15 protein-coding genes are annotated in these 21,568 nt (G+C 60.6%); 10 read left to right on the top strand and 5 right to left on the bottom strand.

Translation table 11 applies throughout. The annotated features are described in order from the left end of the window. Positions 1–35 precede the first annotated feature (35 nt). The 4 genes from xdhA (at position 36) to guaD (ending at position 6,176) form a co-directional block, all read left to right on the top strand. Positions 36–1,490 carry a xanthine dehydrogenase small subunit gene (xdhA, locus tag HU754_RS10590; RefSeq protein ID WP_095047730.1) on the top strand — a complete coding sequence of 485 codons (1,455 nt, stop codon included), beginning with the start codon at positions 36–38 and terminating at the stop codon, positions 1,488–1,490. Then, positions 1,483–3,882 carry a xanthine dehydrogenase molybdopterin binding subunit gene (gene xdhB, locus HU754_RS10585; protein ID WP_034152855.1) on the top strand — a complete coding sequence of 800 codons (2,400 nt, stop codon included), beginning with the start codon at positions 1,483–1,485 and terminating at the stop codon, positions 3,880–3,882. The genes xdhA and xdhB overlap by 8 nt, the downstream gene beginning before the upstream one ends. 118 nt (positions 3,883–4,000) lie before the next feature. Then, entirely contained in the window at positions 4,001–4,858 is an 858-nt protein-coding gene (gene xdhC / locus HU754_RS10580; protein ID WP_186623420.1) for a xanthine dehydrogenase accessory protein XdhC, read from the top strand. A 13-nt stretch (positions 4,859–4,871) separates the two neighbouring features. Further along, entirely contained in the window at positions 4,872–6,176 is a 1,305-nt protein-coding gene (guaD, locus tag HU754_RS10575; protein ID WP_093431807.1) for a guanine deaminase, read from the top strand. Between the two features lie 159 nt (positions 6,177–6,335). Here the strand turns inward: guaD and HU754_RS10570 are convergent, their stop codons facing one another. Next, positions 6,336–7,100, bottom strand: coding sequence for a GntR family transcriptional regulator (locus HU754_RS10570; RefSeq protein WP_007918375.1), 765 nt, complete (start codon positions 7,098–7,100; stop codon positions 6,336–6,338). A gap of 357 nt (positions 7,101–7,457) precedes the next feature. Between HU754_RS10570 and HU754_RS10565 the strand changes: the two genes are divergently transcribed. Continuing rightward, on the top strand, positions 7,458–8,648 hold the full coding sequence (locus HU754_RS10565) for a benzoate/H(+) symporter BenE family transporter (RefSeq protein WP_110719756.1): 1,191 nt from the start codon (positions 7,458–7,460) through the stop codon (positions 8,646–8,648). A 256-nt stretch (positions 8,649–8,904) separates the two neighbouring features. Here HU754_RS10565 and HU754_RS10560 read toward each other — a convergent pair whose 3' ends face one another. Further along, positions 8,905–9,249, bottom strand: coding sequence for a YggL family protein (locus tag HU754_RS10560; protein WP_007916365.1), 345 nt, complete (start codon positions 9,247–9,249; stop codon positions 8,905–8,907). A 233-nt stretch (positions 9,250–9,482) separates the two neighbouring features. Between HU754_RS10560 and dacB the strand changes: the two genes are divergently transcribed. Continuing rightward, positions 9,483–10,943: a D-alanyl-D-alanine carboxypeptidase/D-alanyl-D-alanine endopeptidase gene (gene dacB / locus HU754_RS10555; RefSeq protein ID WP_186623433.1), complete on the top strand. Its 1,461-nt coding sequence runs from the start codon at positions 9,483–9,485 to the stop codon at positions 10,941–10,943. 118 nt (positions 10,944–11,061) lie between these two features. Here the strand turns inward: dacB and HU754_RS10550 are convergent, their stop codons facing one another. Both HU754_RS10550 and rlmKL read right to left on the bottom strand, forming a co-directional pair. After that, the gene (locus HU754_RS10550; protein WP_186623436.1) at positions 11,062–13,443 is read right to left on the bottom strand and encodes a sensor domain-containing diguanylate cyclase; all 2,382 of its coding nucleotides are present in this window, start codon (positions 13,441–13,443) and stop codon (positions 11,062–11,064) included. A gap of 147 nt (positions 13,444–13,590) precedes the next feature. Continuing rightward, positions 13,591–15,861 (bottom strand): bifunctional 23S rRNA (guanine(2069)-N(7))-methyltransferase RlmK/23S rRNA (guanine(2445)-N(2))-methyltransferase RlmL, encoded by a 2,271-nt coding sequence (rlmKL, locus tag HU754_RS10545; protein WP_186623443.1) that lies wholly within the window; start codon positions 15,859–15,861, stop codon positions 13,591–13,593. Positions 15,862–16,393: 532 nt separating this feature from the next. On the opposite strand from rlmKL, the gene rmf reads away from it, so the two are divergent. Beyond that, positions 16,394–16,609, top strand: a complete 216-nt coding sequence (gene rmf, locus HU754_RS10540; RefSeq protein WP_003223300.1) for a ribosome modulation factor — start codon at positions 16,394–16,396, stop codon at positions 16,607–16,609. 252 nt (positions 16,610–16,861) lie between these two features. On the opposite strand, the gene HU754_RS10535 is transcribed toward rmf, so the two are convergent. After that, a complete protein-coding gene (locus HU754_RS10535; protein ID WP_034152862.1) occupies positions 16,862–17,881 on the bottom strand; it encodes a quinone-dependent dihydroorotate dehydrogenase in 1,020 nt (339 codons plus the stop codon). 223 nt (positions 17,882–18,104) lie between these two features. Between HU754_RS10535 and HU754_RS10530 the strand changes: the two genes are divergently transcribed. The 3 genes from HU754_RS10530 (at position 18,105) to HU754_RS10520 (ending at position 21,568) form a co-directional block, all read left to right on the top strand. Next, a complete protein-coding gene (locus HU754_RS10530; RefSeq protein ID WP_186623445.1) occupies positions 18,105–19,316 on the top strand; it encodes a CmpA/NrtA family ABC transporter substrate-binding protein in 1,212 nt (403 codons plus the stop codon). Between the two features lie 15 nt (positions 19,317–19,331). Continuing rightward, positions 19,332–19,907 carry an ANTAR domain-containing response regulator gene (locus tag HU754_RS10525; RefSeq protein WP_186623447.1) on the top strand — a complete coding sequence of 192 codons (576 nt, stop codon included), beginning with the start codon at positions 19,332–19,334 and terminating at the stop codon, positions 19,905–19,907. 449 nt (positions 19,908–20,356) lie between these two features. Then, the gene (locus HU754_RS10520; protein ID WP_186623449.1) at positions 20,357–21,568 is read left to right on the top strand and encodes a nitrate/nitrite transporter; all 1,212 of its coding nucleotides are present in this window, start codon (positions 20,357–20,359) and stop codon (positions 21,566–21,568) included.

Below are 21,568 nucleotides of genomic sequence, written 5' to 3'. Positions count from 1 at the left end.
CGGTTAACAACAATAATGAGTCTGCGAGGCCTTCCGTGATCCAGTTTTTACTTAACCAGGAACTCCGTAGCGAGCACGCCCTGGACCCGAATCTGACTGTGCTCAACTACCTGCGTGAACACGTCGGCAAATCCGGCACCAAAGAAGGTTGCGCCAGCGGTGACTGCGGCGCCTGCACCGTGGTGGTCGGCGAGTTGCAAACGGATGACGCTGGCCGCGAACACATTCGCTATCGCAGCCTCAACTCGTGCCTGACGTTCGTGTCGTCGCTGCACGGCAAACAACTGATCAGCGTCGAAGACCTCAAACACAAAGGCGAACTGCACAGCGTGCAGAAAGCCATGGTCGAGTGCCACGGCTCGCAGTGCGGTTTCTGCACCCCCGGTTTCGTCATGTCGCTGTTCGCCCTGCAAAAGAACAGTGATGCACCGGATCACGCCAAGGCCCACGAAGCGCTGGCCGGCAACCTCTGCCGTTGCACCGGCTACCGGCCTATTCTGGCCGCTGCCGAGCAATCCTGCTGCGGCAAGCAACCAGATCAGTTCGATGCCCGCGAAGCGGAGACCATTGCGCGCCTCAAAGCCATCGCACCGACCGATATCGGCGAACTCAACAGCGGCGACAAACGCTGCCTGGTGCCGCTGACCGTCGCTGATCTGGCCGATCTCTACGACGCTTACCCACAAGCGCGCCTGCTCGCTGGCGGCACTGATCTGGCGCTGGAAGTCACCCAATTCCACCGCACCCTGCCGGTGATGATCTACGTCGGCAACGTCGCGGAAATGAAGCGCATCGACACCTTCGAAGACCGCATTGAAATCGGCGCCGCCACCGCCCTCTCCGACTGCTACGAAGCGTTGAACGCCGAGTACCCGGACTTCGGCGAACTGCTGCACCGCTTCGCCTCGCTGCAAATCCGCAACCAGGGCACCCTTGGCGGCAACATCGGCAACGCCTCGCCGATCGGTGATTCGCCACCGCTGCTGATCGCCCTCGGCGCGCAGGTCGTGCTGTGCAAAGGCGAAACCCGCCGCACCCTGAACCTGGAAGATTACTTCATCGACTACAAAGTCACTGCCCGTCAGGAAAGTGAATTCATCGAGAAGATCATCGTCCCGCGCGCCAGCGCCGAGCAGCTGTTCCGCGCCTACAAAGTCTCCAAGCGTCTGGACGACGACATCTCCGCCGTCTGCGCCGCGTTCAACCTGCGCGTCGAAAACGGCGTGATCACCGATGCCCGCATGGCTTTCGGCGGCATGGCCGCGATCCCGAAACGCGCCGCCCACTGCGAAGCCGCGCTGATCGGTGCGCCGTTCACCAACACGGTGGTCGAACGCGCCTGCGCCGCGCTGGCCGAAGATTTCACCCCGCTGTCGGACTTCCGCGCCAGCAAGGAATATCGCCTGCTCAGCGCGCAGAACCTGCTGCGTAAATATTTCATCGAACTGCAAACACCGCACATCGAGACTCGGGTGACCGCTTATGTCTAACCATCACGGCGTAGAAAAAACCCAGGCTGAACTGGCTGAACTGTTCGCCAAGGATCTGACCTCTGGCGTCGGCCGCAGCGTCAAGCACGACAGCGCCGCCAAGCACGTGTCCGGTGAAGCGCAGTACATCGATGATCGCCTGGAATTTCCCAACCAGTTGCATCTGTATGCACGCATGTCGGACCGCGCCCACGCGAAGATCATCAGCATCGACACCTCGCCGTGTTACGCCTTCGAAGGCGTGCGCATCGCCATCACCCACGAAGACGTGCCAGGCCTGAAAGACATCGGCCCGCTGATGCCAGGCGACCCGTTGCTGGCCATCGATGACGTGCAGTTCGTCGGTCAACCGGTGCTTGCGGTGGCCGCGAAGGATCTGGAAACCGCGCGCAAAGCCGCGATGGCCGCGATCATCGAATACGAAGATCTCGAACCTGTGCTCGACGTGGTCGAAGCCCTGCGCAAACGCCACTTCGTCCTCGACAGCCACACCCACCAGCGCGGCGATTCGGTTTCTGCGCTGGCAACCGCTGAACACCGCATCCAAGGCACGCTGCACATCGGCGGTCAGGAACACTTCTATCTGGAGACGCAAATCTCCTCAGTGATGCCGACCGAAGACGGCGGCATGATCGTCTACTGCTCGACGCAGAACCCGACCGAAGTACAGAAACTGGTTGCCGAAGTGCTCGACGTATCGATGAACAAAATCGTCGTCGACATGCGCCGCATGGGCGGTGGTTTCGGTGGCAAGGAAACTCAAGCCGCCAGTCCGGCCTGCCTGTGCGCGGTGGTCGCGCACCTCACCGGCCAACCGACCAAGATGCGCCTGCCGCGCGTCGAAGACATGCTGATGACCGGCAAGCGTCACCCGTTCTACGTCGAGTACGACGTCGGCTTCGACAGCACCGGGCGCCTGCACGGGATCAACATGGACCTGGCCGGCAACTGCGGCTGCTCGCCGGACCTGTCCGCGTCGATCGTTGACCGGGCGATGTTTCACTCGGACAACTCGTACTACCTCGGCGATGCGACCATCAACGGTCACCGCTGCAAGACCAACACCGCGTCGAACACCGCTTACCGTGGTTTCGGTGGCCCGCAAGGCATGGTCGCGATCGAAGAAGTGATGGACGCGATTGCCCGTCACCTGCAGCTCGACCCACTTGCGGTGCGCAAGGCCAACTACTACGGCAAGACCGAACGCAACGTCACTCATTACTACCAGACCGTCGAGCACAACATGCTCGAAGAGATGACCGCTGAACTGGAAGAAAGCAGCCAGTACCACGAGCGCCGTGAAGCGATTCGTCGCTACAACGCCAACAGCCCGATCCTGAAAAAAGGTCTGGCGCTGACCCCGGTGAAGTTCGGCATTTCCTTCACCGCCAGTTTCTTGAACCAGGCCGGTGCGCTGATCCACATCTACACCGATGGCAGCATCCACCTCAACCATGGCGGCACGGAAATGGGCCAAGGCCTGAACACCAAAGTCGCGCAGGTCGTGGCCGAAGTGTTCCAGGTCGAAATCGACCGTGTGCAGATCACTGCGACCAACACCGACAAGGTGCCAAACACCTCGCCGACGGCAGCGTCCAGCGGCGCCGACTTGAACGGTAAAGCGGCGCAGAACGCGGCGGAAATCATCAAGAAACGCCTGATCGAATTCGCTGCGCGTCACTTCAAAGTCACTGAAGAAGACGTTGAATTCCACAACGGTCACGTGCGTGTTCGCGACCATATCCTGACCTTTGAAGCGCTGATCCAGCAGGCGTATTTCAATCAGGTTTCGCTGTCGAGCACTGGCTTCTACAAGACCCCGAAAATCTACTACGACCGCAGCCAGGCCCGTGGTCGTCCGTTCTACTACTTCGCCTTCGGCGCGGCGTGCTGCGAAGTGATCGTCGACACCTTGACCGGCGAGTACAAGATGCTGCGCACCGACATTCTTCACGACGTCGGCGCCTCGCTGAACCCGTCCATCGACATCGGTCAGGTCGAGGGTGGCTTCATCCAGGGCATGGGCTGGCTAACCATGGAAGAGCTGGTCTGGAACAACAAAGGCAAGCTGATGACCAACGGCCCGGCGAGCTACAAGATCCCGGCCGTGGCGGACATGCCGCTGGACCTGCGGGTGAAACTGGTGGAAAACCGCAAGAACCCGGAAGACACGGTGTTCCATTCCAAGGCTGTCGGCGAGCCGCCGTTCATGCTCGGGATTGCTTCGTGGTGCGCGATCAAGGATGCGGTGGCGAGTCTCGGTGACTACAAGCATCAGCCGCAGATCGATGCGCCGGCGACACCGGAGCGGGTGTTGTGGGGTTGTGAGCAGATGCGTCAGCTCAAGACTGTGAAAGCGGTTGCGGCTGAAACCGAGTTGGCTCCGCTCTAGGACCGAGGCGCGGCTATTCGCGAGCAGGCTCGCTCCCACATTTGGAATGCATTTCCCTGTGGGAGCGAGCCTGCTCGCGAAGAGGCCCGAACAGACAACGATGTTGTAGGGGTGAACTATGTACAACTGGATCGACGCCCTCGCCGACCTGCAGAACCAGGGCGAGCCCTGTGTGCTGGTGACGATCATCGAAGAACTCGGCTCGACGCCACGCAACGCCGGCTCGAAAATGGTCATCAGCGCTAATCAGAGTTTCGACACCATCGGTGGCGGGCATCTGGAATACAAAGCCATGCAGATCGCCCGCGAGATGCTCGCCAGCGGCAAGCAGGACACTCATCTGGAGCGCTTCAGCCTCGGCGCCAGCCTGGGCCAGTGCTGCGGCGGCGCGACCGTGTTGCTGTTCGAACCGATGGGCCAGGTGCAGGCGCAAATCGCCGTGTTCGGGGCTGGTCACGTTGGCCGCGCCTTGGTGCCGCTGCTCGCCAGCCTGCCCTGCCGGGTGCGCTGGATCGATTCGCGCGAGGCCGAATTCCCCGAACACATCCCCCACGGCGTGCGTAAAATCCTTTCCGAAGAGCCTGTGGATGAAATCGATGAACTGCCCGCCGGCAGTTACTGCATCGTCATGACCCACAACCATCAGCTCGACCTTGAACTCACTGCCGCGATTCTCAAGCGCAACGACTTCGCCTACTTCGGCCTGATCGGCTCGAAGACCAAACGCGCGAAGTTCGAACACCGTTTACGTGATCGCGGTTTCGACAGCGGCGTCGTGCAACGCATGCGCTGCCCGATGGGCATCGGCGAAGTCAAAGGCAAACTGCCTGTGGAAATCGCCATCTCCATCGCCGGCGAAATCATCGCCACCTACAACGCCAACTTCGGCCAGCAGACTGCCAGCGCCGAACCGATTGCCAAACTGCTGCCGGTGTCGCGGCGCAGTCAAGCGACCAAACTCAAAGCCTCAAACTGATTAGAGAACCCTCATGCCTCTGACTCGCAAAGCCTACCGCGCCGCCATCCTGCACAGCATCGCCGACCCCGCCGAAGTCGGGATCGAAGCCTCCTACGAATATTTCGAGGACGGCCTGCTGGTGGTCGATGGCGGCAAGATCAGCGCCCTTGGCCATGCCAGTGATTTGCTGCCGACCCTGCCGGCGGACATCGAAATCGAGCATTACCAGGACGCGTTGATCACCCCGGGCTTCATCGATACCCACATTCACTTTCCGCAAACCGGCATGGTCGGTGCCTACGGCGAGCAACTGCTCGACTGGCTGAACACCTACACCTTCCCGTGCGAAAGCCAGTTCGGCGACAAGGCCCACGCCGACGAAGTCGCTGACATTTTCGTCAAGGAGCTGCTGCGCAACGGCACCACCACCGCGCTGGTGTTTGGCAGCGTGCACCCGCAATCGGTGAACTCGTTATTCGAAGCGGCCGAAAAGCTCGACCTGCGCATGATCGCCGGCAAGGTGATGATGGACCGCAACGCCCCGGATTACCTGACCGACACCGCCGAATCGAGCTACGTCGAAAGCAAGGCGCTGATCGAACGCTGGCACGGCAAGGGCCGCCTGCACTACGCGGTCACCCCACGATTCGCGCCGACCAGCACCCCGGAACAACTGACCCTCGCCGGGCAACTGCTGACCGAATACCCGGATCTGTACATGCAGACCCACATCAGCGAAAACCTCAAGGAAATCGAGTGGGTCAAGGAGCTGTTCCCGGAGCGCAAGGGCTACCTCGACGTTTACGATCACTACAAACTGCTCGGCGAGCGCTCGGTATTCGCTCACGGCGTTCATCTGTGCGACGACGAATGCGCGCGCCTGGCAGAAACCGGTTCGGCGATCTCGTTCTGCCCGACCTCGAACTTCTTCTTGGGTAGCGGCCTGTTCAACCTGCCGATGGCCGAGAAGCACAAGCTCAATGTCGGTCTGGGCACTGACGTTGGCGGCGGCACCAGTTTCTCGCTGCTGCAGACGCTGAACGAAGCGTACAAAGTGATGCAACTGCAAGGTGCGCGCCTGAGCCCGTTCAAGTCGCTGTACCTGGCGACCTTGGGTGGCGCGCGGGCGCTGCGTCTGGAAGACAAGATCGGCAACCTGCAACCGGGTTCCGACGCCGACTTCCTGGTGCTCGATTACAACGCCACGCCGCTGCTGAGCTACCGCTTGAAGCAGGCCAACAACATTGCCGAGACGTTGTTCGTGTTGATGACGCTGGGTGATGACCGCACGGTGCAGCAGACGTATGCGGCGGGTGCTTTGGTGCATCAGCGCTAAGCTTTTTCCAACGCATAAAAAATCCCCCGGTGGTGTTCAGCCCCGGGGGATTTTTTGTTGCCTGTAAGATCGCCTTCGCGAGCAGGCTCGCTCCCACATTTGAAATGCATTCCCCTGTGGGAGCGAGCCTGCTCGCGAAGGGGTCGACTCGGTATCAGCTTAGAGCTTGGCCGCAGGACGCCCCGGCTTCTTGGTCTGCAACAAATGCGAGAACACCGCATGCAGATCATCCGACGCGCCTTCCTCGTCGAGGTTGAGCTTGCTGTCGATGTGATCCATGTGGTGCATCATCAGATTCACCGCCAACTCACCATCACGCTTCTCGATCGCGTCAATCAACTGGGTGTGTTCGTCGTACGAGCAGTGCGAGCGGTTGCCGCTTTCATACTGGGCAATGATCAGCGACGTCTGCGAAACCAGGCTGCGCTGAAAGCTGATCAACGGGGCGTTCATCGCCGCTTCCGCCAGCTTCAGGTGGAATTCGCCCGACAGACGAATACCGGCGCCGCGATCGCCACGGGAGAAGCTGTCGCGCTCGTCGTTGACCATCTGCCGCAGCTCGGCGATCTGCTCGGCGGTGGCGTGTTGCACCGCCAACTCAGTGATCGCGCGTTCGACCAGACGGCGTGCGAGAAACACCTGACGGGCTTCTTCAACGCTCGGGCTGGCAACCACGGCGCCACGGTTCGGCCGCAACAGCACCACGCCTTCATGGGCCAGACGCGAGAGCGCGCGGCGAATGATGGTGCGGCTGACCCCGAAGATTTCCCCCAGCGCTTCTTCGCTCAATTTTGTGCCGGGCGCCAGACGCTGTTCGAGGATGGCCTCGAAGATATGCGCGTAGACAATATCGTCCTGGGTTCCGCTGCGGCCGGCTTTGCCTGCTCGCGGTTGTTTCTTGAGGGGTTGCAACTGTTCGTTCATGGGCACTCGAGTCGGGAGAACTGCGGCGAATAGACCGTGACTGTAATACGGCACAGTAGGTCGCTGGCAAGTATCGCGTAAAAAACAGCGCGATTGTACACAATGGAAGGTGGCAACACGACTGTACGGCTGTTTGTGACTTCCGCTGTATTGCAACGATCCGTTACGTTTGAGTTTAGGCTTGATCGCAGAATCCGCTGGTCGACCACAATCCCCTGTGGGAGCGAGCCTGCTCGCGAAAGCCGTTTCACATTCAAAATGAATGTTGACTGACACACCGCTTTCGCGAGCAGGCTCGCTCCCACAGGGGTTTGGCGTACAGGGGACATCTTCATTGGTATAAGGAACACCGCCGTCATGAACGACGCCACGCACACTCAACTGCGCCCACTGGCCGACACATCACCGTCGGCGATCGTCGCGGGATTCATCGCGATGATGACCGGCTATACCAGCTCGCTGGTGCTGATGTTCCAGGCCGGGCAAGCGGCGGGCCTGACCAGCGGGCAGATTTCTTCGTGGATCTGGGCGATCTCGATCGGTATGGCGGTCTGTTCGATTGGTTTGTCGCTGCGTTATCGCACGCCCATCACCATCGCCTGGTCGACACCGGGCGCAGCGTTACTGATCACCAGCCTCGGCGGCGTGAGCTATGGCGAGGCCATCGGCGCCTACATCACCTGCGCCGTGCTGGTGACGATCTGCGGCCTGACCGGCAGCTTCGAACGCCTGGTGAAAAAGATCCCCGCGTCGCTGGCGGCGGCATTGTTGGCAGGGATTCTGTTCAAGATCGGCAGTGAGATCTTCGTCGCCGCGCAGCACCGCACCGGGCTGGTGCTGGGGATGTTCTTCACTTATCTGCTGATCAAACGCCTGTCGCCGCGTTATGCCGTGCTCGCCGCGCTGCTGATCGGCACCGCGCTGTCAGGCTTTATGGGTCTGCTCGACTTCAGCGGTTTTCATCTGGAAGTGGCGACACCGGTGTGGACCACCCCGCACTTCTCGCTGGCGGCGACCATCAGCATCGGCATTCCGCTGTTCGTAGTCGCGATGACCTCGCAGAACATGCCCGGGATCGCCGTGCTGCGCGCCGACGGTTACAACGTGCCGGCCTCACCGCTGATCACCACCACCGGTATTGCCTCGCTGCTGCTGGCGCCATTCGGCTCCCACGGCATCAACCTAGCAGCGATCAGCGCGGCGATCTGCACCGGGCCGCACGCCCACGAAGATCGCAACAAGCGCTACACCGCTGCGGTGTGGTGCGGGATTTTCTACGGGATTGCCGGGGTGTTCGGCGCCACGTTGGCGGCGTTGTTTGCCGCGCTGCCGAAGGAACTGGTGCTGTCGATTGCGGCGCTGGCGCTGTTTGGTTCGATCATCAATGGCTTGAGCATCGCCATGACCGAGGTGAAGGAACGGGAAGCGGCGCTGATTACCTTTATGGTCACGGCGTCGGGGTTGACGCTGTTTTCCATTGGGTCGGCGTTTTGGGGGATTGTGGCGGGGGTTTTGACGCTGGTGATTCTGAATTGGCGTAAAGCATAAGGTCAAAAGCCCCTCATCGGAACGCCGCCCGCCTAACCCTCTCCCAGGGGGAGAGGGGACTGACCGAGGTGCTTGGAAGACATACGCCGACGTGGGATACCGAGTTGAACTCAGGCTTTGAAAAGCCCATAAATCGGCTCCCTCTCCAGGGGGAGAGGGCTGGGGTGAGGGGTAGCCTCACCACAAATTCCAAACCGAACACCCAAACCCCAGACGAAAAAAAACGGCGACCCTCAGGTCGCCGTTTTTTTCAGTATCACTTAGCCGCGTTGATCGGCTTTTCCGGATACCAAACGTCCAGCAACGGGCTGACTTCATACTTGGTCAGCTCGGAGCGGGTTTTCAGCCAGGCTTCAACGGCAGCGCGCTGCTCTTCGTTGACCGAGCCACGCTTCTGCAGGCAAACCAGACCGAAGTCATCGCCGCCCACATAACCCAGACCATTGGCTTCCATGGCTTCTTTGATGAAGGCTTCGAGGAAAGCGTCAATGGCTTCTTCGGACAAGTCTTCTTTGAAGTCCAGGTTCAGTTCGAAACCCAGCTCTTGAAATTCATCAACGCACAGTTTTTTGCGCAGACGCTGGGAACGGTTAGTCGCCATTGGAACAATCCTCTTAAGTATTAACGGCCGGCACTTTACCAGTTTAAGCCGCCGATTGCCCGACTCTCTGGCCCCTGAAGCCGACCGCCTGTAAAAAAATAACGTATTGGCCGGCCCGGACAAGGCACAAGCTGTAACACCTTGGGGCATAATGCCGACACTTTCATGACCGCTGAGGGCTTTTTCATCCATGTCCTCGTTATTTTCCCCTCGACTGTAGGGTTTTATTTCATATGATCAAATCGTTGCGTCCTCTATTGCTCGCCGGCCTTCTTTTGCCCCTGGCCCTGCCTGTTTCCGCTGCCACCATCAATACTTCCCTCACCCCGAATGTCGAAAAAGCCCTCAAGGCGAGCAAATTGCAGCCCAGCGCCCTGTCGCTGGTGATGGTGCCGCTGGACGGCCCGGGCACGCCGACCGTGTTCAACGCCGACGTGTCGGTCAACCCGGCCTCGACCATGAAACTGGTGACCACTTACGCGGCGCTGGAAATGCTCGGCCCCAACCATCAGTGGAAGACCGAGTTCTACACCGACGGTGACCTGAACGGCGGTATCCTCAACGGCAACCTCTACCTCAAGGGCGGCGGCGATCCGAAACTGAACATGGAAAAGCTCTGGCTGCTGATGCGCGACCTGCGCGCCAACGGTGTGACGCAAATCACCGGTGATCTGATCCTCGACCGTAACTTCTTCGTGCAGCCAGTGCTGCCGGAATTCAACGATGACGGTAATGACGAGAACAAGCCGTTCCTGGTCAAACCCGACTCCTTGCTGGTCAACCTCAAGGCCCTGCGCTTTGTTGCCCGTAACGATAACGGCCGGGTGCTGATCTCGGTTGAGCCGCCGATTGCCAGCGTGCGTATCGAAAACACTGTCAAAGCGCTGCCTTCCAAACAATGCACCGGCGGCGTGCGCTACAACCCGGTGCCGCAGGCCGATGGCAGCGTGACCGTGACCGTGGCCGGCCAGTTGGGCGAAGGTTGCAGTTCGCAGACTTATCTGTCGCTGCTCGACCACGCGACCTACACCGCTGGCGCCGTGCGCGCGATCTGGAAAGAACTGGGTGGCAGCATTCAGGGCAAGGATCGTCTGGCCTCGACCCCGAGCAACGCAAAACTGCTGGCTCGTGCCTACTCGCCGGACCTGGCGGAAATCATCCGCGACATCAACAAATACAGTAACAACACCATGGCCCAGCAGCTGTTCCTCAGCCTTGGCCAACGCTTCCGCAACGACGCCGACGGTGATGACGCCAAGGCAGCGCAACGCGTAGTGCGTCAGTGGATGGCGAAGAAAGGCATCACCGCACCGCATCTGGTGATGGAGAATGGCTCCGGTTTGTCTCGCGCCGAACGTGTCAGCGCCCGTGAGATGGCGAGCATGCTGCAAGCGGCGTGGCACAGCCCGTATGCCGCTGAATACATCAGCTCGCTGCCGATCGCCGGTACTGACGGCACCATGCGTAAACGCCTGAAAACCACGGCGATGCGCGGTGAGGCTCACGTCAAGACCGGCACCCTGAACACCGTGCGGGCGATCGCCGGCTTCAGCCGTGACGTCAATGGCAACACCTGGGCAGTGGTGGCGATCCTCAATGACAAGGCACCGTTTGGGGCATCGTCGGTGCTGGATCAGGTGCTGCTGGATCTGTACAAGCAGCCGAAGCTGGCGCAGACCGCTTCGGTTCTCTGATCACCGCGCCTCCTGTAGGAGTGAGCCTGCTCGCGATAGCGTCAGTCCCGATACATCGAGGTGACTGACATACCGCAATCGCGAGCAGGCTCACTCCTACAAGGTTTTGCGCAAGACCCTAGCTCATCTGCTCGACCCGATCGCGCCCGCGCTGCTTTGCCATATACACACCCGAATCCGCCCGCAACAACAGCGCGTCCGCGCCCTCCCCCGGTCGCCAACTGGCGATACCGAAACTCGCGGTCACCACGCCAACTACATCCACCGGCGCACTGCGCAAACCCTGCCACAACTCAACCGCCAGCGTGTGCGCATGCTCGCCGTCGATGTCCGGGCACAGCACCATGAATTCCTCGCCGCCCAAGCGACAGAACACATCGGTGCGCCGCAATCGATGGCCGATGCGTTCGCACACCGCTTGCAGCACCCGGTCGCCCACAGCGTGGCCGTACTGATCGTTGATACGTTTGAAGTGGTCAATATCAAGCATGATCACCGACAGCTCGCCGCCGCCGCGCTCGACCCGGGCCATTTCCGTGGTCAGGCGTTCCTGGAAGTAGCGACGGTTGTGGATGCCGGTCAGCGAATCGGTCACCGACAGCGCCCGCAACTCTTCCTCGACGCGTTTGAGGTCAGAAATATCCGAGATATAGCCGTGCCAAAGCACGCCGCCGCCCGGCAGCTCTTCCGGCGTCGCCTCGCCGCGCACCCAGCGCAGGCCGCGCTCGGGCAGTTGCACGCGGTATTCCTCGCGCCATGGGCTGAGGCTGTCGGCCGAGGCGCGAATGGAAGAGCGCACACGAGTAACGTCCTGTGGATGAATGCGCGTGAAGATCGCTTCGGCGTTGAACAACAGCACGTCCGGCTCCAGCTCGTAGATCTCGCGGATGCCGTCGCTGGCGTAGATCACGCTGAAGCGCCCATCGAATTCCATCCTGAACTGATAAATACCGCCGGGCACGTGCGCGCTGAGTTTCTTCAGCAACACATCCCGCGCCGCCAGCACCTCGTGCACGCGCTTGCGCTCAGTGATGTCGATGCAGATCGCCAGATGCCCGACCCACAACCCTTGTTCATCGAGCACCGGCGTGGCGAGCATGTTCACCGGCAAATGACTGCCATCGCTGCGCACCAGCGTCCATTCGCGGGCCTCATGGCCGCCGACTTCGCCGCCCTCGACCAGCATAGCGTGGCAGGTCGGGATGCTTTTCCCGTAGCGCGCACTCAACTCGGCAGCGCGGGCCATCAGCTCACGGGGCAGGTGCAGGTTTTCCAGGGTCATGTGCCCGACGACTTCGGCACTGCTGTAACCGAGCATTTGTTCGGCGCCGGGGTTGAAGGTGTTGATCACGCCGCGCAAGTCGGTGGCAATGATCGCCACCTGCGTCGCCGCATTCAGCACGCCGCGTAACTGGCCGTGGGTGCCGCGCAGCTCCTGTTCGCTGGCGTGCAGTTCCTGGGTGCGCAATTCGACCATGCGCAAGGCGCGCTGACGTTGACTGACCAACACGTAGAGCAAGGCGCTGAGCAGCAGACTGAGCAAGCCCCCCAGGATGATCACACTGCCGACCGACGAATGGTTGGCCTGCGCGAAGGCGTCGCTCGGCAGGATATCGACCTGATAGTCGTGATCGGCCATGCGCAGTAATCGCGTGGCCGACAGGTCGCTCGGCGCCGGCTCGTTGGTCGACTCGAACAACACTTCGTGCTGATCATTGGTCGACATGTCGAGAATGCGCACCGACAGATAATCATGGAAGGCATCCGGCAGACCGTCGGCCAGCAACTGGCGCATGCTGATTACCGCCATCACGTAGCCAAACGACTGCCGCTCGCCATTACGACTCACTGGCGCCACCAGCAGTACACCGCGCGCATAGGACGGCTCGATGCTGACCAGGTGCATCGGTTGCGACACCGCCAGCCCGCCGCGTTTGTCGGCACGTTGCAGGGTGTCCCGGCGCAAGGGTTGCGCCAGCAGGTCATAACCCAACGGTGAGCCAAGTCGACTCTGCGTCTGGCTGTAGAGCACCGGCACGTATTCCTCGCGTTCGCCCGCCAGTTGCAGTTCGCCCTGCGCATTCAGCTCACGAATCGTGAAATGGGTCAGGCCTTCGTCACGCACCCGCTGCTCAAACGCAGCGCGCTCGGCCCCATTGAGCTTGAGGGCAAACGAATAGGCCTGGGTACGCATCAATAAGGGGTGGGTGTAACCGTCGAATTCGGCGCGGGACACCGATTCGGAGTTGGCGAAGAAGCGGCGCAGGCCGTCGAGGCGTTGTTCCTGATCCTGAAAGCGTTCTTCGATGCGGGTGTAACGTTCGTTGGCCAGCAGTTGAAAACGCTGACGGGTCTGTTGCTGGAATTGATTGAGGGTGGCCCAGGCGAGCAGCCCCGTGAGAATCCCGCCGGCGAGCAATACCAGTAGCGCGACCAGCCAGGCCGAGACGTCTTCGCTGATGAAACCCAGAATCTTTGGGCGCACGGGGTGCAACGACATAAAGACAACTCACACTACGCCAGCATTTACGGGAAAACCCCATTGACCGTGTGTGAGTTATAGCTATTAGCCACTAATTTAGCTAGCGCGGGCAGATCCACGGAGCCTTTAAAAATCAAGGCTCTGTGGATCCAATTGCGCCAAGCGTCAACGAGCCGTGATTTTCCAGGCGCGGTGGATCTTGGTGTTACGGGCAAAATCCGGGTCGATGGTTTGTGCGCTGATTTCCTCGACCGCGTAACGCTCGGCGAGGTTTTCTTCCAACTGGAACTTGCGGAAGTTGTTGGAGAAATACAGCACACCGCCGGTTGCCAGACGGGCCATGGCCAAGTCGATCAACTGCACCTGGTCACGTTGCACGTCGAAGATGCCTTCCATGCGCTTGGAGTTGGAGAAGGTCGGCGGATCGATGAAGATCAGGTCGTACTCGTCACGGCTGCTTTCCAGCCACGCCATCACATCGCCCTGCTCCAGACGGTTCTTGTCCGAGAAGCCGTTCAACGACAGGTTGCGGCGTGCCCAGTCGAGGTAGGTTTTCGACAGGTCGACACTGGTGGTGCTGCGCGCACCGCCCTTGGCCGCGTGCACACTGGCGGTCGCGGTGTAGCAGAACAGATTGAGGAAGCGCTTGCCGGCGGCCTCTTTCTGAATACGCATGCGCATCGGACGGTGATCGAGGAACAGGCCGGTATCGAGGTAGTCGGTGAGGTTGACCAGCAACTTCACGCCGCCCTCGCTGACTTCATTGAACTTGCCCTGTGCAGCCTGACGCTCGTACTGCTTGGTGCCGCTCTGGCGCTCGCGGCGTTTGACCACCACGCGGCTCTTATCGACATTCAGCGCCTGCGGAATGGCCGCCAGCGCGTCGAACATGCGCGCCGAGGCTTTTTCCGGGTCGATCGATTTTGGCGCGGCGTATTCCTGGACGTGCACCCAATCGTGGTACAGGTCGATGGCCATCGCATATTCAGGCATGTCGGCATCGTAGACGCGGTAGCAATCAATGCCTTCGCGCTTGACCCACTTGCCCATGGCCTTGAGGTTCTTTTGCAGGCGGTTCGCAAACATCTGCCCGCCTTCGCTCAAGCGCGGTTGCTCGATCACCGGTGCCGGGGCTGGCGTCGGTTTGATCGGGTTACCGTTCTTGTTGAACTTGCGCTCTTGCGGCTCGTCCGGGGTCTGGTCGTAAGCCGCTTGCTCACGCTCGGCCTGACGCTGTTCCGGGGTACGCCGCTCGCCGGTGACGAACTGATCCGGCAGCACTTTGATCAACAGCAGTTTGCACGGCAGCGCGCCGTTCCAGAACGAATACTGTTTGTGGCTACGAATGCCCATGCGCTTGCCCAGATCCGGGGCGCCGGTGAACACCGCCGCTTCCCAGTTCAGGCAAGCCTGACGCAGGCGCTCGCCGAGGTTCTGGTAGAGATACAGCAGGCTGGCTTCGTCGCCGAGACGCTCGCCGTACGGCGGGTTGCAGATCACCAAACCTTTCTGGTTCTGATCCGGACGCGGCTCGAAGGTCGCGACTTCGCCTTGGTAGATCTTGATCCACTCGCTCAGGCCAGCACGCTCAACGTTGTTGCGGCCCGGCTGAATCAGACGTGGGTCAGCTTCATAACCACGAATCCACAGCGGTGGCTTGGCCAGACCGGCAGCGGCACGCTCGACGGCTTCTTCGTGGAGTTTTTTCCACAGCGCCGGCACGTGACCCAGCCATGCGGTGAAGCCCCACTGCTCACGGCGCAGGTTCGGCGCCATATCAGCGGCGATCATGCCGGCTTCGACGAGGAACGTACCGACACCGCACATCGGGTCAGCCAGCGCGCCGCCTTCAGCGGCAATGCGCGGCCAGCCGGAACGGATCAGGATCGCCGCCGCGAGGTTTTCCTTCAGCGGTGCAGCGCCCTGCTGCAGACGGTAACCGCGCTGGTGCAGGCTGTGGCCGGACAGGTCAAGGGAGAGAATCGCTTCGCCGCGATCCAGACGCAGGTGAATGCGCAGGTCCGGGTTGAGCTTATCGATCGACGGACGGTCGCCCTGCGGCGTGCGGAGTTTGTCGACGATGGCGTCTTTGACTTTCAGGGCACCGAAGTGGGTGTTGTCGATGCCTGAGCCGTGGCCGCTGAATTCAACGGCCAGGGTGCCGTCGCTGAGCATGTGATCCTGCCACTCGATGTCGAGCACGCCGTGGTAGAGGTCTTCCGCGTCTTTCATCGGGAAACGCTTGAGTACCAGCAACACGCGGTTGGCCAGACGCGACCAGAGGCACAGGCGATAAGCGGTTTCCATGGTCGCCATGCCACGCACGGCGGAAGTGTGCTCGCGCGCTTCTTCAAGGCCAAGCCCGACGGCTTCCTCGATGAGCAGGCCTTCAAGACCTTTAGGGCAAGTGAGGAAGAGTTCGAAACGGTCGGACATGGTATTTCCAGAGCCTTTGGCTAGTGAATCGGCAACGCATTGCCGATCCGGTTTTCAATCAGGCGCTTTTCTAAAAGAACGCCCGCGTGGCACGAAGGTGTGCCGTTCCATCCCCGCTGCTCGGGTTAAAAGAGCTTAGATGCCGGGACAGATAAAAAAGTTGATGAAACAAAAAGTCTTAAAGCGACCCTTCGTCGCTTTATACCCCAGCGCAAACGTGGGTCATTCTCACTAAAGAATTAACCCCATCATGCAGCGCGGGGCCGATCATACCGGGGTTTGCTGAAAAACCGTGCATGAAACCCGTCGTTACTTATGGCTGTAGCACCAATTTCGTTACGTCCTTATGACAAAACGATCATTCCCTCGGTGTGACTCATTGGTTAGAACTGAACACAGGTTGACGTCGCAACGGCGTCAACACCTTGGCTCGCCACGCCGGCAGCGAGCCGCACCATGGCAGGTTTCTTCTGCCAGACCTCGGTTGAGGTCAACGCGACACAAAACAGTCAACAAGTGAGGGAAACACCCTATGAGAAGACTTAAGCGTGATCCGTTGGAAAGAGCATTTTTGCGCGGATATCAATATGGCGTTGGTGGCAAATCCCGTGAGCTTTGCCCATTTACTCTACCGTCGGTACGCCAAGCCTGGATTAACGGCTGGCGAGAAGGACGCGGCGACAACTGGGACGGTATGACCGGCACTGCGGGAATCCACAGACTCAACGAACTTCACGCCGTCGGCTGACACAGGGCATTAATTCCGACACGACAATCTGAATTTGTAACGGCTTACCATGCACGTCCTTCCCGGACGGCGGGCTGCGGCCCAGGGGCTCCTTCGAGGAGCCCTTTTTATTGCATGGATTTTTGTGCCGAGCGCATAACCTGTAGGAGTGAGCCTGCTCGCGATAGCGGTCTGTCAGTCGCTGATGAAGTGACCGAAAGAAAGCTATCGCGAGCAGGCTCACTCCTACAAGGGAACAGTGGTGTCTATGGATCAGCGCAGGGCGGCGATCGCGTCTACCGATTCACGAATCAGCGCCGGGCCTTTATAGATAAAGCCAGAATAGATCTGCACCAGGCTCGCACCGGCCAGAATCTTCTCGGCAGCATGCTTGCCTTCGGTAATCCCGCCAGCCGCAATGATCGGCAACCGCCCAGCCAACTCACCGGCCAGCACCTTCACAGTATTCGTGCTCTTCTCCCGCACTGGTGCGCCGGACAAACCGCCCGCCTCGTCGCCATGCTCCATGCCTTCGACGCCAACACGGCTCAGGGTGGTGTTGGTCGCGATCACCGCGTCCATGCCGGTTTCGATCAGCGCCTGAGCAACCTGTGCGGTTTCTTCATCGGTCATGTCCGGCGCGATCTTGATCGCCAGCGGCACATGCTTGCCGTGACGCAAGGCCAGTTCGGCACGACGCGTGGCCAGATCGGCGAGCAATTGCTTGAGCGAGTCACCGAACTGCAGGCTGCGCAGGCCCGGAGTGTTCGGCGAGCTGACGTTGACTGTCACGTAGCTGGCGTGAGCGTAAACCTTGTCCAGGCAGATCAGGTAATCGTCGACCGCGCGCTCAACCGGCGTATCGAAGTTCTTGCCGATGTTGATACCCAGCACGCCTTTGTATTTCGCCGCGGCCACGCGCGCCAGCAGGTTATCGACACCGAGGTTGTTGAAACCCATGCGGTTGATGATCGCCTCGGCTTCCGGCAGACGGAAGATCCGTGGTTTCGGGTTGCCCGGCTGCGGACGCGGGGTCACGGTGCCGATTTCAACAAAACCGAAACCCAGTTGCGCGAAGCCATCGATGGCCGCGCCGTTCTTGTCCAGACCGGCCGCCAGCCCCACCGGGTTCGGGAACTCGAGGCCCATGACCGTCACCGGCTTCTTCGCCGGCGCCTTGCACAGCAAGCCGTTGAGGCCCAAACGCCCACCCGCGCCGATCAGATCCAGCGACAGATCGTGGGAGGTTTCCGGGGAAAGTTTGAACAACAGCTGACGGGCCAGGGTGTACATGGGCGGCGATGACTCGGGCGGCGAAAAGAGGCGGCGATTATAGCCGGGCATCGACCTGCGGCGCGAGGCGCACGCGCAAATCGCTGTCTCTGGCATATGCCTTGCACCCTCCTGGCTATCAGCGCGCCGGTCAATGACGGCAGGCGGGCACGGACAATGGCGTCGTCTTCGGGGTTTGCCTGCGCAAAGTCCGGGGCGGCGCTTTTTTTTCGAGGTACGTTGGATGAATGAACCTTCGGTAGGGCCACTGGCCTGGGTCAATGGCAGCGATGCCCCGGAAAAAAGCGCGATCAACCTCGGCTTCATGGCCCTGAGCGATTGCGCGTCGGTGGTGGTCGCAGCCACACAGGGCTTCGCCCAGCCTTATGGATTGACGCTGAACCTCAAGCGCCAGAGCTCATGGGCGAATCTGCGCGACAATCTGGTCAGCGGTGAACTGGACGCCGCGCACAGTTTGTACGGACTGATTTACGCGGTGCATCTGGGCATCGGCGGCGTCGCCCCGACCGATATGGCCGTGCTGATGGGCCTGAACCAGAACGGCCAGAGCCTCAACCTCTCTCACGGCCTGCAAAACCTTGGCGTGAGCAGTCCTGAAGCGCTGGACCGCCACGTGCACCAAAGCCGCGCAAAACTGACCTTCGCGCAGACCTTCCCCACGGGCACGCACGCGATGTGGCTTTATTACTGGCTGGCGAGTCAGGGCATTCATCCACTTCAGGATGTCGACAGCGTGGTGGTGCCTCCGCCGCAAATGGTCGCGCACCTGCAAGCCGGGCGTATCGACGGTTTTTGTGTCGGCGAACCGTGGGCCGCCAGTGCGGTGCAGCAGAATCTCGGTTTTACCCTGGCCACCAGCCAGACCATCTGGCCCGATCATCCGGAAAAAGTCCTTGGTTGCACCCGTGAATTTGTCGAGCAGTATCCGAACACGGCGCGCGCGCTGGTGATGGCAATTCTCGAGGCCAGCCGTTTCATCGAAGCCAGCCCGGAAAACCGCCGCAGCACCGCGCAGTTGCTTAGCGCGCAGGAATATCTCGATGCGCCAGTGGCGTGCATCGAACCGCGTTTTCTCGGTGATTACGCCGATGGCCTCGGCAATCGCTGGCAGGATCCGCATGCGCTGCGTTTTCATGGCAACGGTGAAGTGAATTTGCCGTACTTGTCCGATGGCATGTGGTTCATGACCCAGTTCCGCCGCTGGGGTTTGCTGCGCGAAGATCCGGACTACCTCGGCGTCGCCCGCCAGGTTCAGCGGCTGGACGTCTACCGCGACGCCGCCACCGCTGTCGGCATCGCCGCATGGGGCACTGACATGCGCAGCAGCCAGTTGCTCGACGGCAAAGTCTGGGACGGCAGCGACCCGGCTGCTTACGCGCGCAGTTTCAAGTTGCACGCGCTGAACGACGACGCCCCCCTTCTCGCCCGCCGCTGACAGGAGACCGCGAACATGTTGCGTATTCTGTTGATCAACGACACAGCGAAAAAAGTCGGGCGCCTGAAAGCTGCGTTGACCGAGGCCGGTTTCGAGGTGATCGACGAGTCCGGCCTGACCATCGACCTGCCCACGCGCGTCGAAACGGTGCGCCCGGACGTGATCCTGATCGATACCGAGTCACCGAGCCGCGATGTCATGGAGCAAGTGGTACTGGTCAGCCGCGACCAGCCACGGCCGATCGTGATGTTTACCGACGAGCATGACCCCGGTGTGATGCGTCAGGCGATCAAGTCCGGGGTCAGTGCGTACATCGTCGAAGGCATTCACGCCCAGCGCTTGCAGCCGATTCTCGATGTGGCGATGGCACGATTCGAGAGTGATCAGGCTTTGCGCGCGCAGTTGCAGGCGCGAGACCAGCAACTGGCCGAGCGCAAGCGTATTGAGCTGGCCAAGGGTTTGTTGATGAAGATGAAGGACTGCAATGAGGAAGAGGCGTACACCCTGATGCGGCGCCAGGCGATGAGTCGGCAGCAGAAGCTGATTCAGGTGGCGGAGCAGATTATTGCCATGAGTGAGTTGTTGGGCTGAAAGCGCTGAACGCTTGAAAAGCCCCTCACCCTAGCCCTCTCCCGGAGGGAGAGGGGACCGATCGAGGTGTTCTGACGTCAAACATCGACCTGAAAGACCGAGTCGATTATGGATTCACAGCAGAAATCATAGGTCGGCGTAGTTCGCGAGCATCCCCTAATCAGTCCCCTCTCCCTCCGGGCGGTCCGACGTTTCGGGAGGGCTAGGGTGAGGTGCTTTTGATTTTCAGGCTGTTGGCACAAATCTCGCTAAGTAAAACGCACAGGTAACCAACGGCGGTTGCCCCACCTACGACAAAGACGTCGCTCACCCGTTCGCCCAACCGGCGCATCAGGGAGCGGCGTTTTTGCGTTTTGGCCCCACAGACCGGGGCCGGTGGTGCGGCCGTGGTGGCGCCCCACCTGCTGTTGCATGACTCCTTTCGAGACTCTTTTCAGCTGAGGTGCGCGATGAATTCAAGCTTCTGGAAATCCGGCCACACCCCGACATTGTTCGCGGCCTTCCTGTATTTCGACCTGAGCTTCATGGTCTGGTACCTGCTCGGCCCGCTGGCGGTGCAGATTGCCGCCGACCTGCAGCTAACCACGCAACAACGCGGTCTCGTCGTCGCCACGCCGATCCTCGCCGGTGCAGTGCTGCGTTTTGTGATGGGCATGCTCGCCGATCGGCTGTCGCCGAAAACCGCCGGCCTGATTGGCCAGGTCATCGTCATCTGCGCGCTGTTCGGCGCCTGGAAACTCGGCATCCATAGTTATGAGCAGGCGCTGATATTGGGTCTGTTTCTCGGCATGGCCGGCGCGTCGTTTGCTGTTGCACTGCCGTTGGCGTCACAGTGGTACCCGCCGCAGCATCAAGGCAAAGCCATGGGCATCGCCGGTGCGGGCAACTCCGGCACCGTGTTTGCCGCTCTGCTCGCGCCGGTGCTCGCCGCCGCGTTCGGCTGGAGCAATGTCTTCGGTTTCGCTCTGATCCCGCTGATTCTGACCCTGGTGCTGTTCGCCTGGCTGGCAAAAAACGCCCCTGAGCGGCCGAAAGCCAAAGCCATGGCTGACTACTTCAAAGCCCTGGGCGACCGTGACAGTTGGTGGTTCATGTTTTTCTACAGCGTGACCTTCGGCGGCTTTATCGGCCTGGCCAGCGCCCTGCCCGGCTACTTCAACGATCAGTACGGTTTGAGCCCGGTGACCGCTGGCTACTACACCGCAGCCTGCGTGTTCGGCGGCAGCTTGATGCGGCCGCTGGGTGGCGCAATGGCTGATCGCTTCGGTGGTATTCGCACGTTGCTGGCGATGTACACCGTCGCCGCCGTGTGCATCGCGGCCGTCGGTTTCAACCTGCCAAGTTCCTACGCTGCTCTGGCGCTTTTCGTCTGCACCATGCTCGGTTTAGGGGCAGGCAACGGCGCAGTTTTCCAACTGGTACCGCAGCGTTTTCGTCTGGAGATCGGCGTGATGACCGGGCTGATCGGCATGGCCGGCGGCATCGGCGGTTTTGCCTTGGCCGCCGGTATGGGCGCGATCAAGCAGAGCACCGGCAGCTATCAGTTGGCGTTGTGGTTGTTCGCCAGCCTTGGCGTGCTGGCGTGGTTTGGCCTGCACGGCGTCAAGCGTCGCTGGAGAACCACCTGGGGGTCGGCGGCAGTGACGGCGGCGCGGGTCTGA

Source organism: Pseudomonas zeae (assembly GCF_014268485.2).
In the GTDB taxonomy this organism is placed as follows: domain Bacteria; phylum Pseudomonadota; class Gammaproteobacteria; order Pseudomonadales; family Pseudomonadaceae; genus Aquipseudomonas; species Aquipseudomonas neuropathica.
This window is presented reverse-complemented; position numbering and strand designations above follow the sequence as displayed.

Bases quoted from the DNA above. Each gene is read 5' to 3' on its own strand.
- dacB (WP_186623433.1), top strand. From the start codon at position 9,483: ATGATCAAATCGTTGCGTCCTCTATTGCTCGCCGGCCTTCTTTTGCCC.
- HU754_RS10560 (WP_007916365.1), bottom strand. From the start codon at position 9,249: ATGGCGACTAACCGTTCCCAGCGTCTGCGCAAAAAACTGTGCGTTGAT.
- HU754_RS10530 (WP_186623445.1), top strand. From the start codon at position 18,105: ATGAATGAACCTTCGGTAGGGCCACTGGCCTGGGTCAATGGCAGCGAT.
- HU754_RS10565 (WP_110719756.1), top strand. From the start codon at position 7,458: ATGAACGACGCCACGCACACTCAACTGCGCCCACTGGCCGACACATCA.
- HU754_RS10525 (WP_186623447.1), top strand. From the start codon at position 19,332: ATGTTGCGTATTCTGTTGATCAACGACACAGCGAAAAAAGTCGGGCGC.
- rlmKL (WP_186623443.1), bottom strand. From the start codon at position 15,861: ATGTCCGACCGTTTCGAACTCTTCCTCACTTGCCCTAAAGGTCTTGAA.
- HU754_RS10520 (WP_186623449.1), top strand. From the start codon at position 20,357: ATGAATTCAAGCTTCTGGAAATCCGGCCACACCCCGACATTGTTCGCG.
- HU754_RS10570 (WP_007918375.1), bottom strand. From the start codon at position 7,100: ATGAACGAACAGTTGCAACCCCTCAAGAAACAACCGCGAGCAGGCAAA.
- rmf (WP_003223300.1), top strand. From the start codon at position 16,394: ATGAGAAGACTTAAGCGTGATCCGTTGGAAAGAGCATTTTTGCGCGGA.
- HU754_RS10550 (WP_186623436.1), bottom strand. From the start codon at position 13,443: ATGTCGTTGCACCCCGTGCGCCCAAAGATTCTGGGTTTCATCAGCGAA.
- xdhC (WP_186623420.1), top strand. From the start codon at position 4,001: ATGTACAACTGGATCGACGCCCTCGCCGACCTGCAGAACCAGGGCGAG.
- guaD (WP_093431807.1), top strand. From the start codon at position 4,872: ATGCCTCTGACTCGCAAAGCCTACCGCGCCGCCATCCTGCACAGCATC.
- HU754_RS10535 (WP_034152862.1), bottom strand. From the start codon at position 17,881: ATGTACACCCTGGCCCGTCAGCTGTTGTTCAAACTTTCCCCGGAAACC.
- xdhB (WP_034152855.1), top strand. From the start codon at position 1,483: ATGTCTAACCATCACGGCGTAGAAAAAACCCAGGCTGAACTGGCTGAA.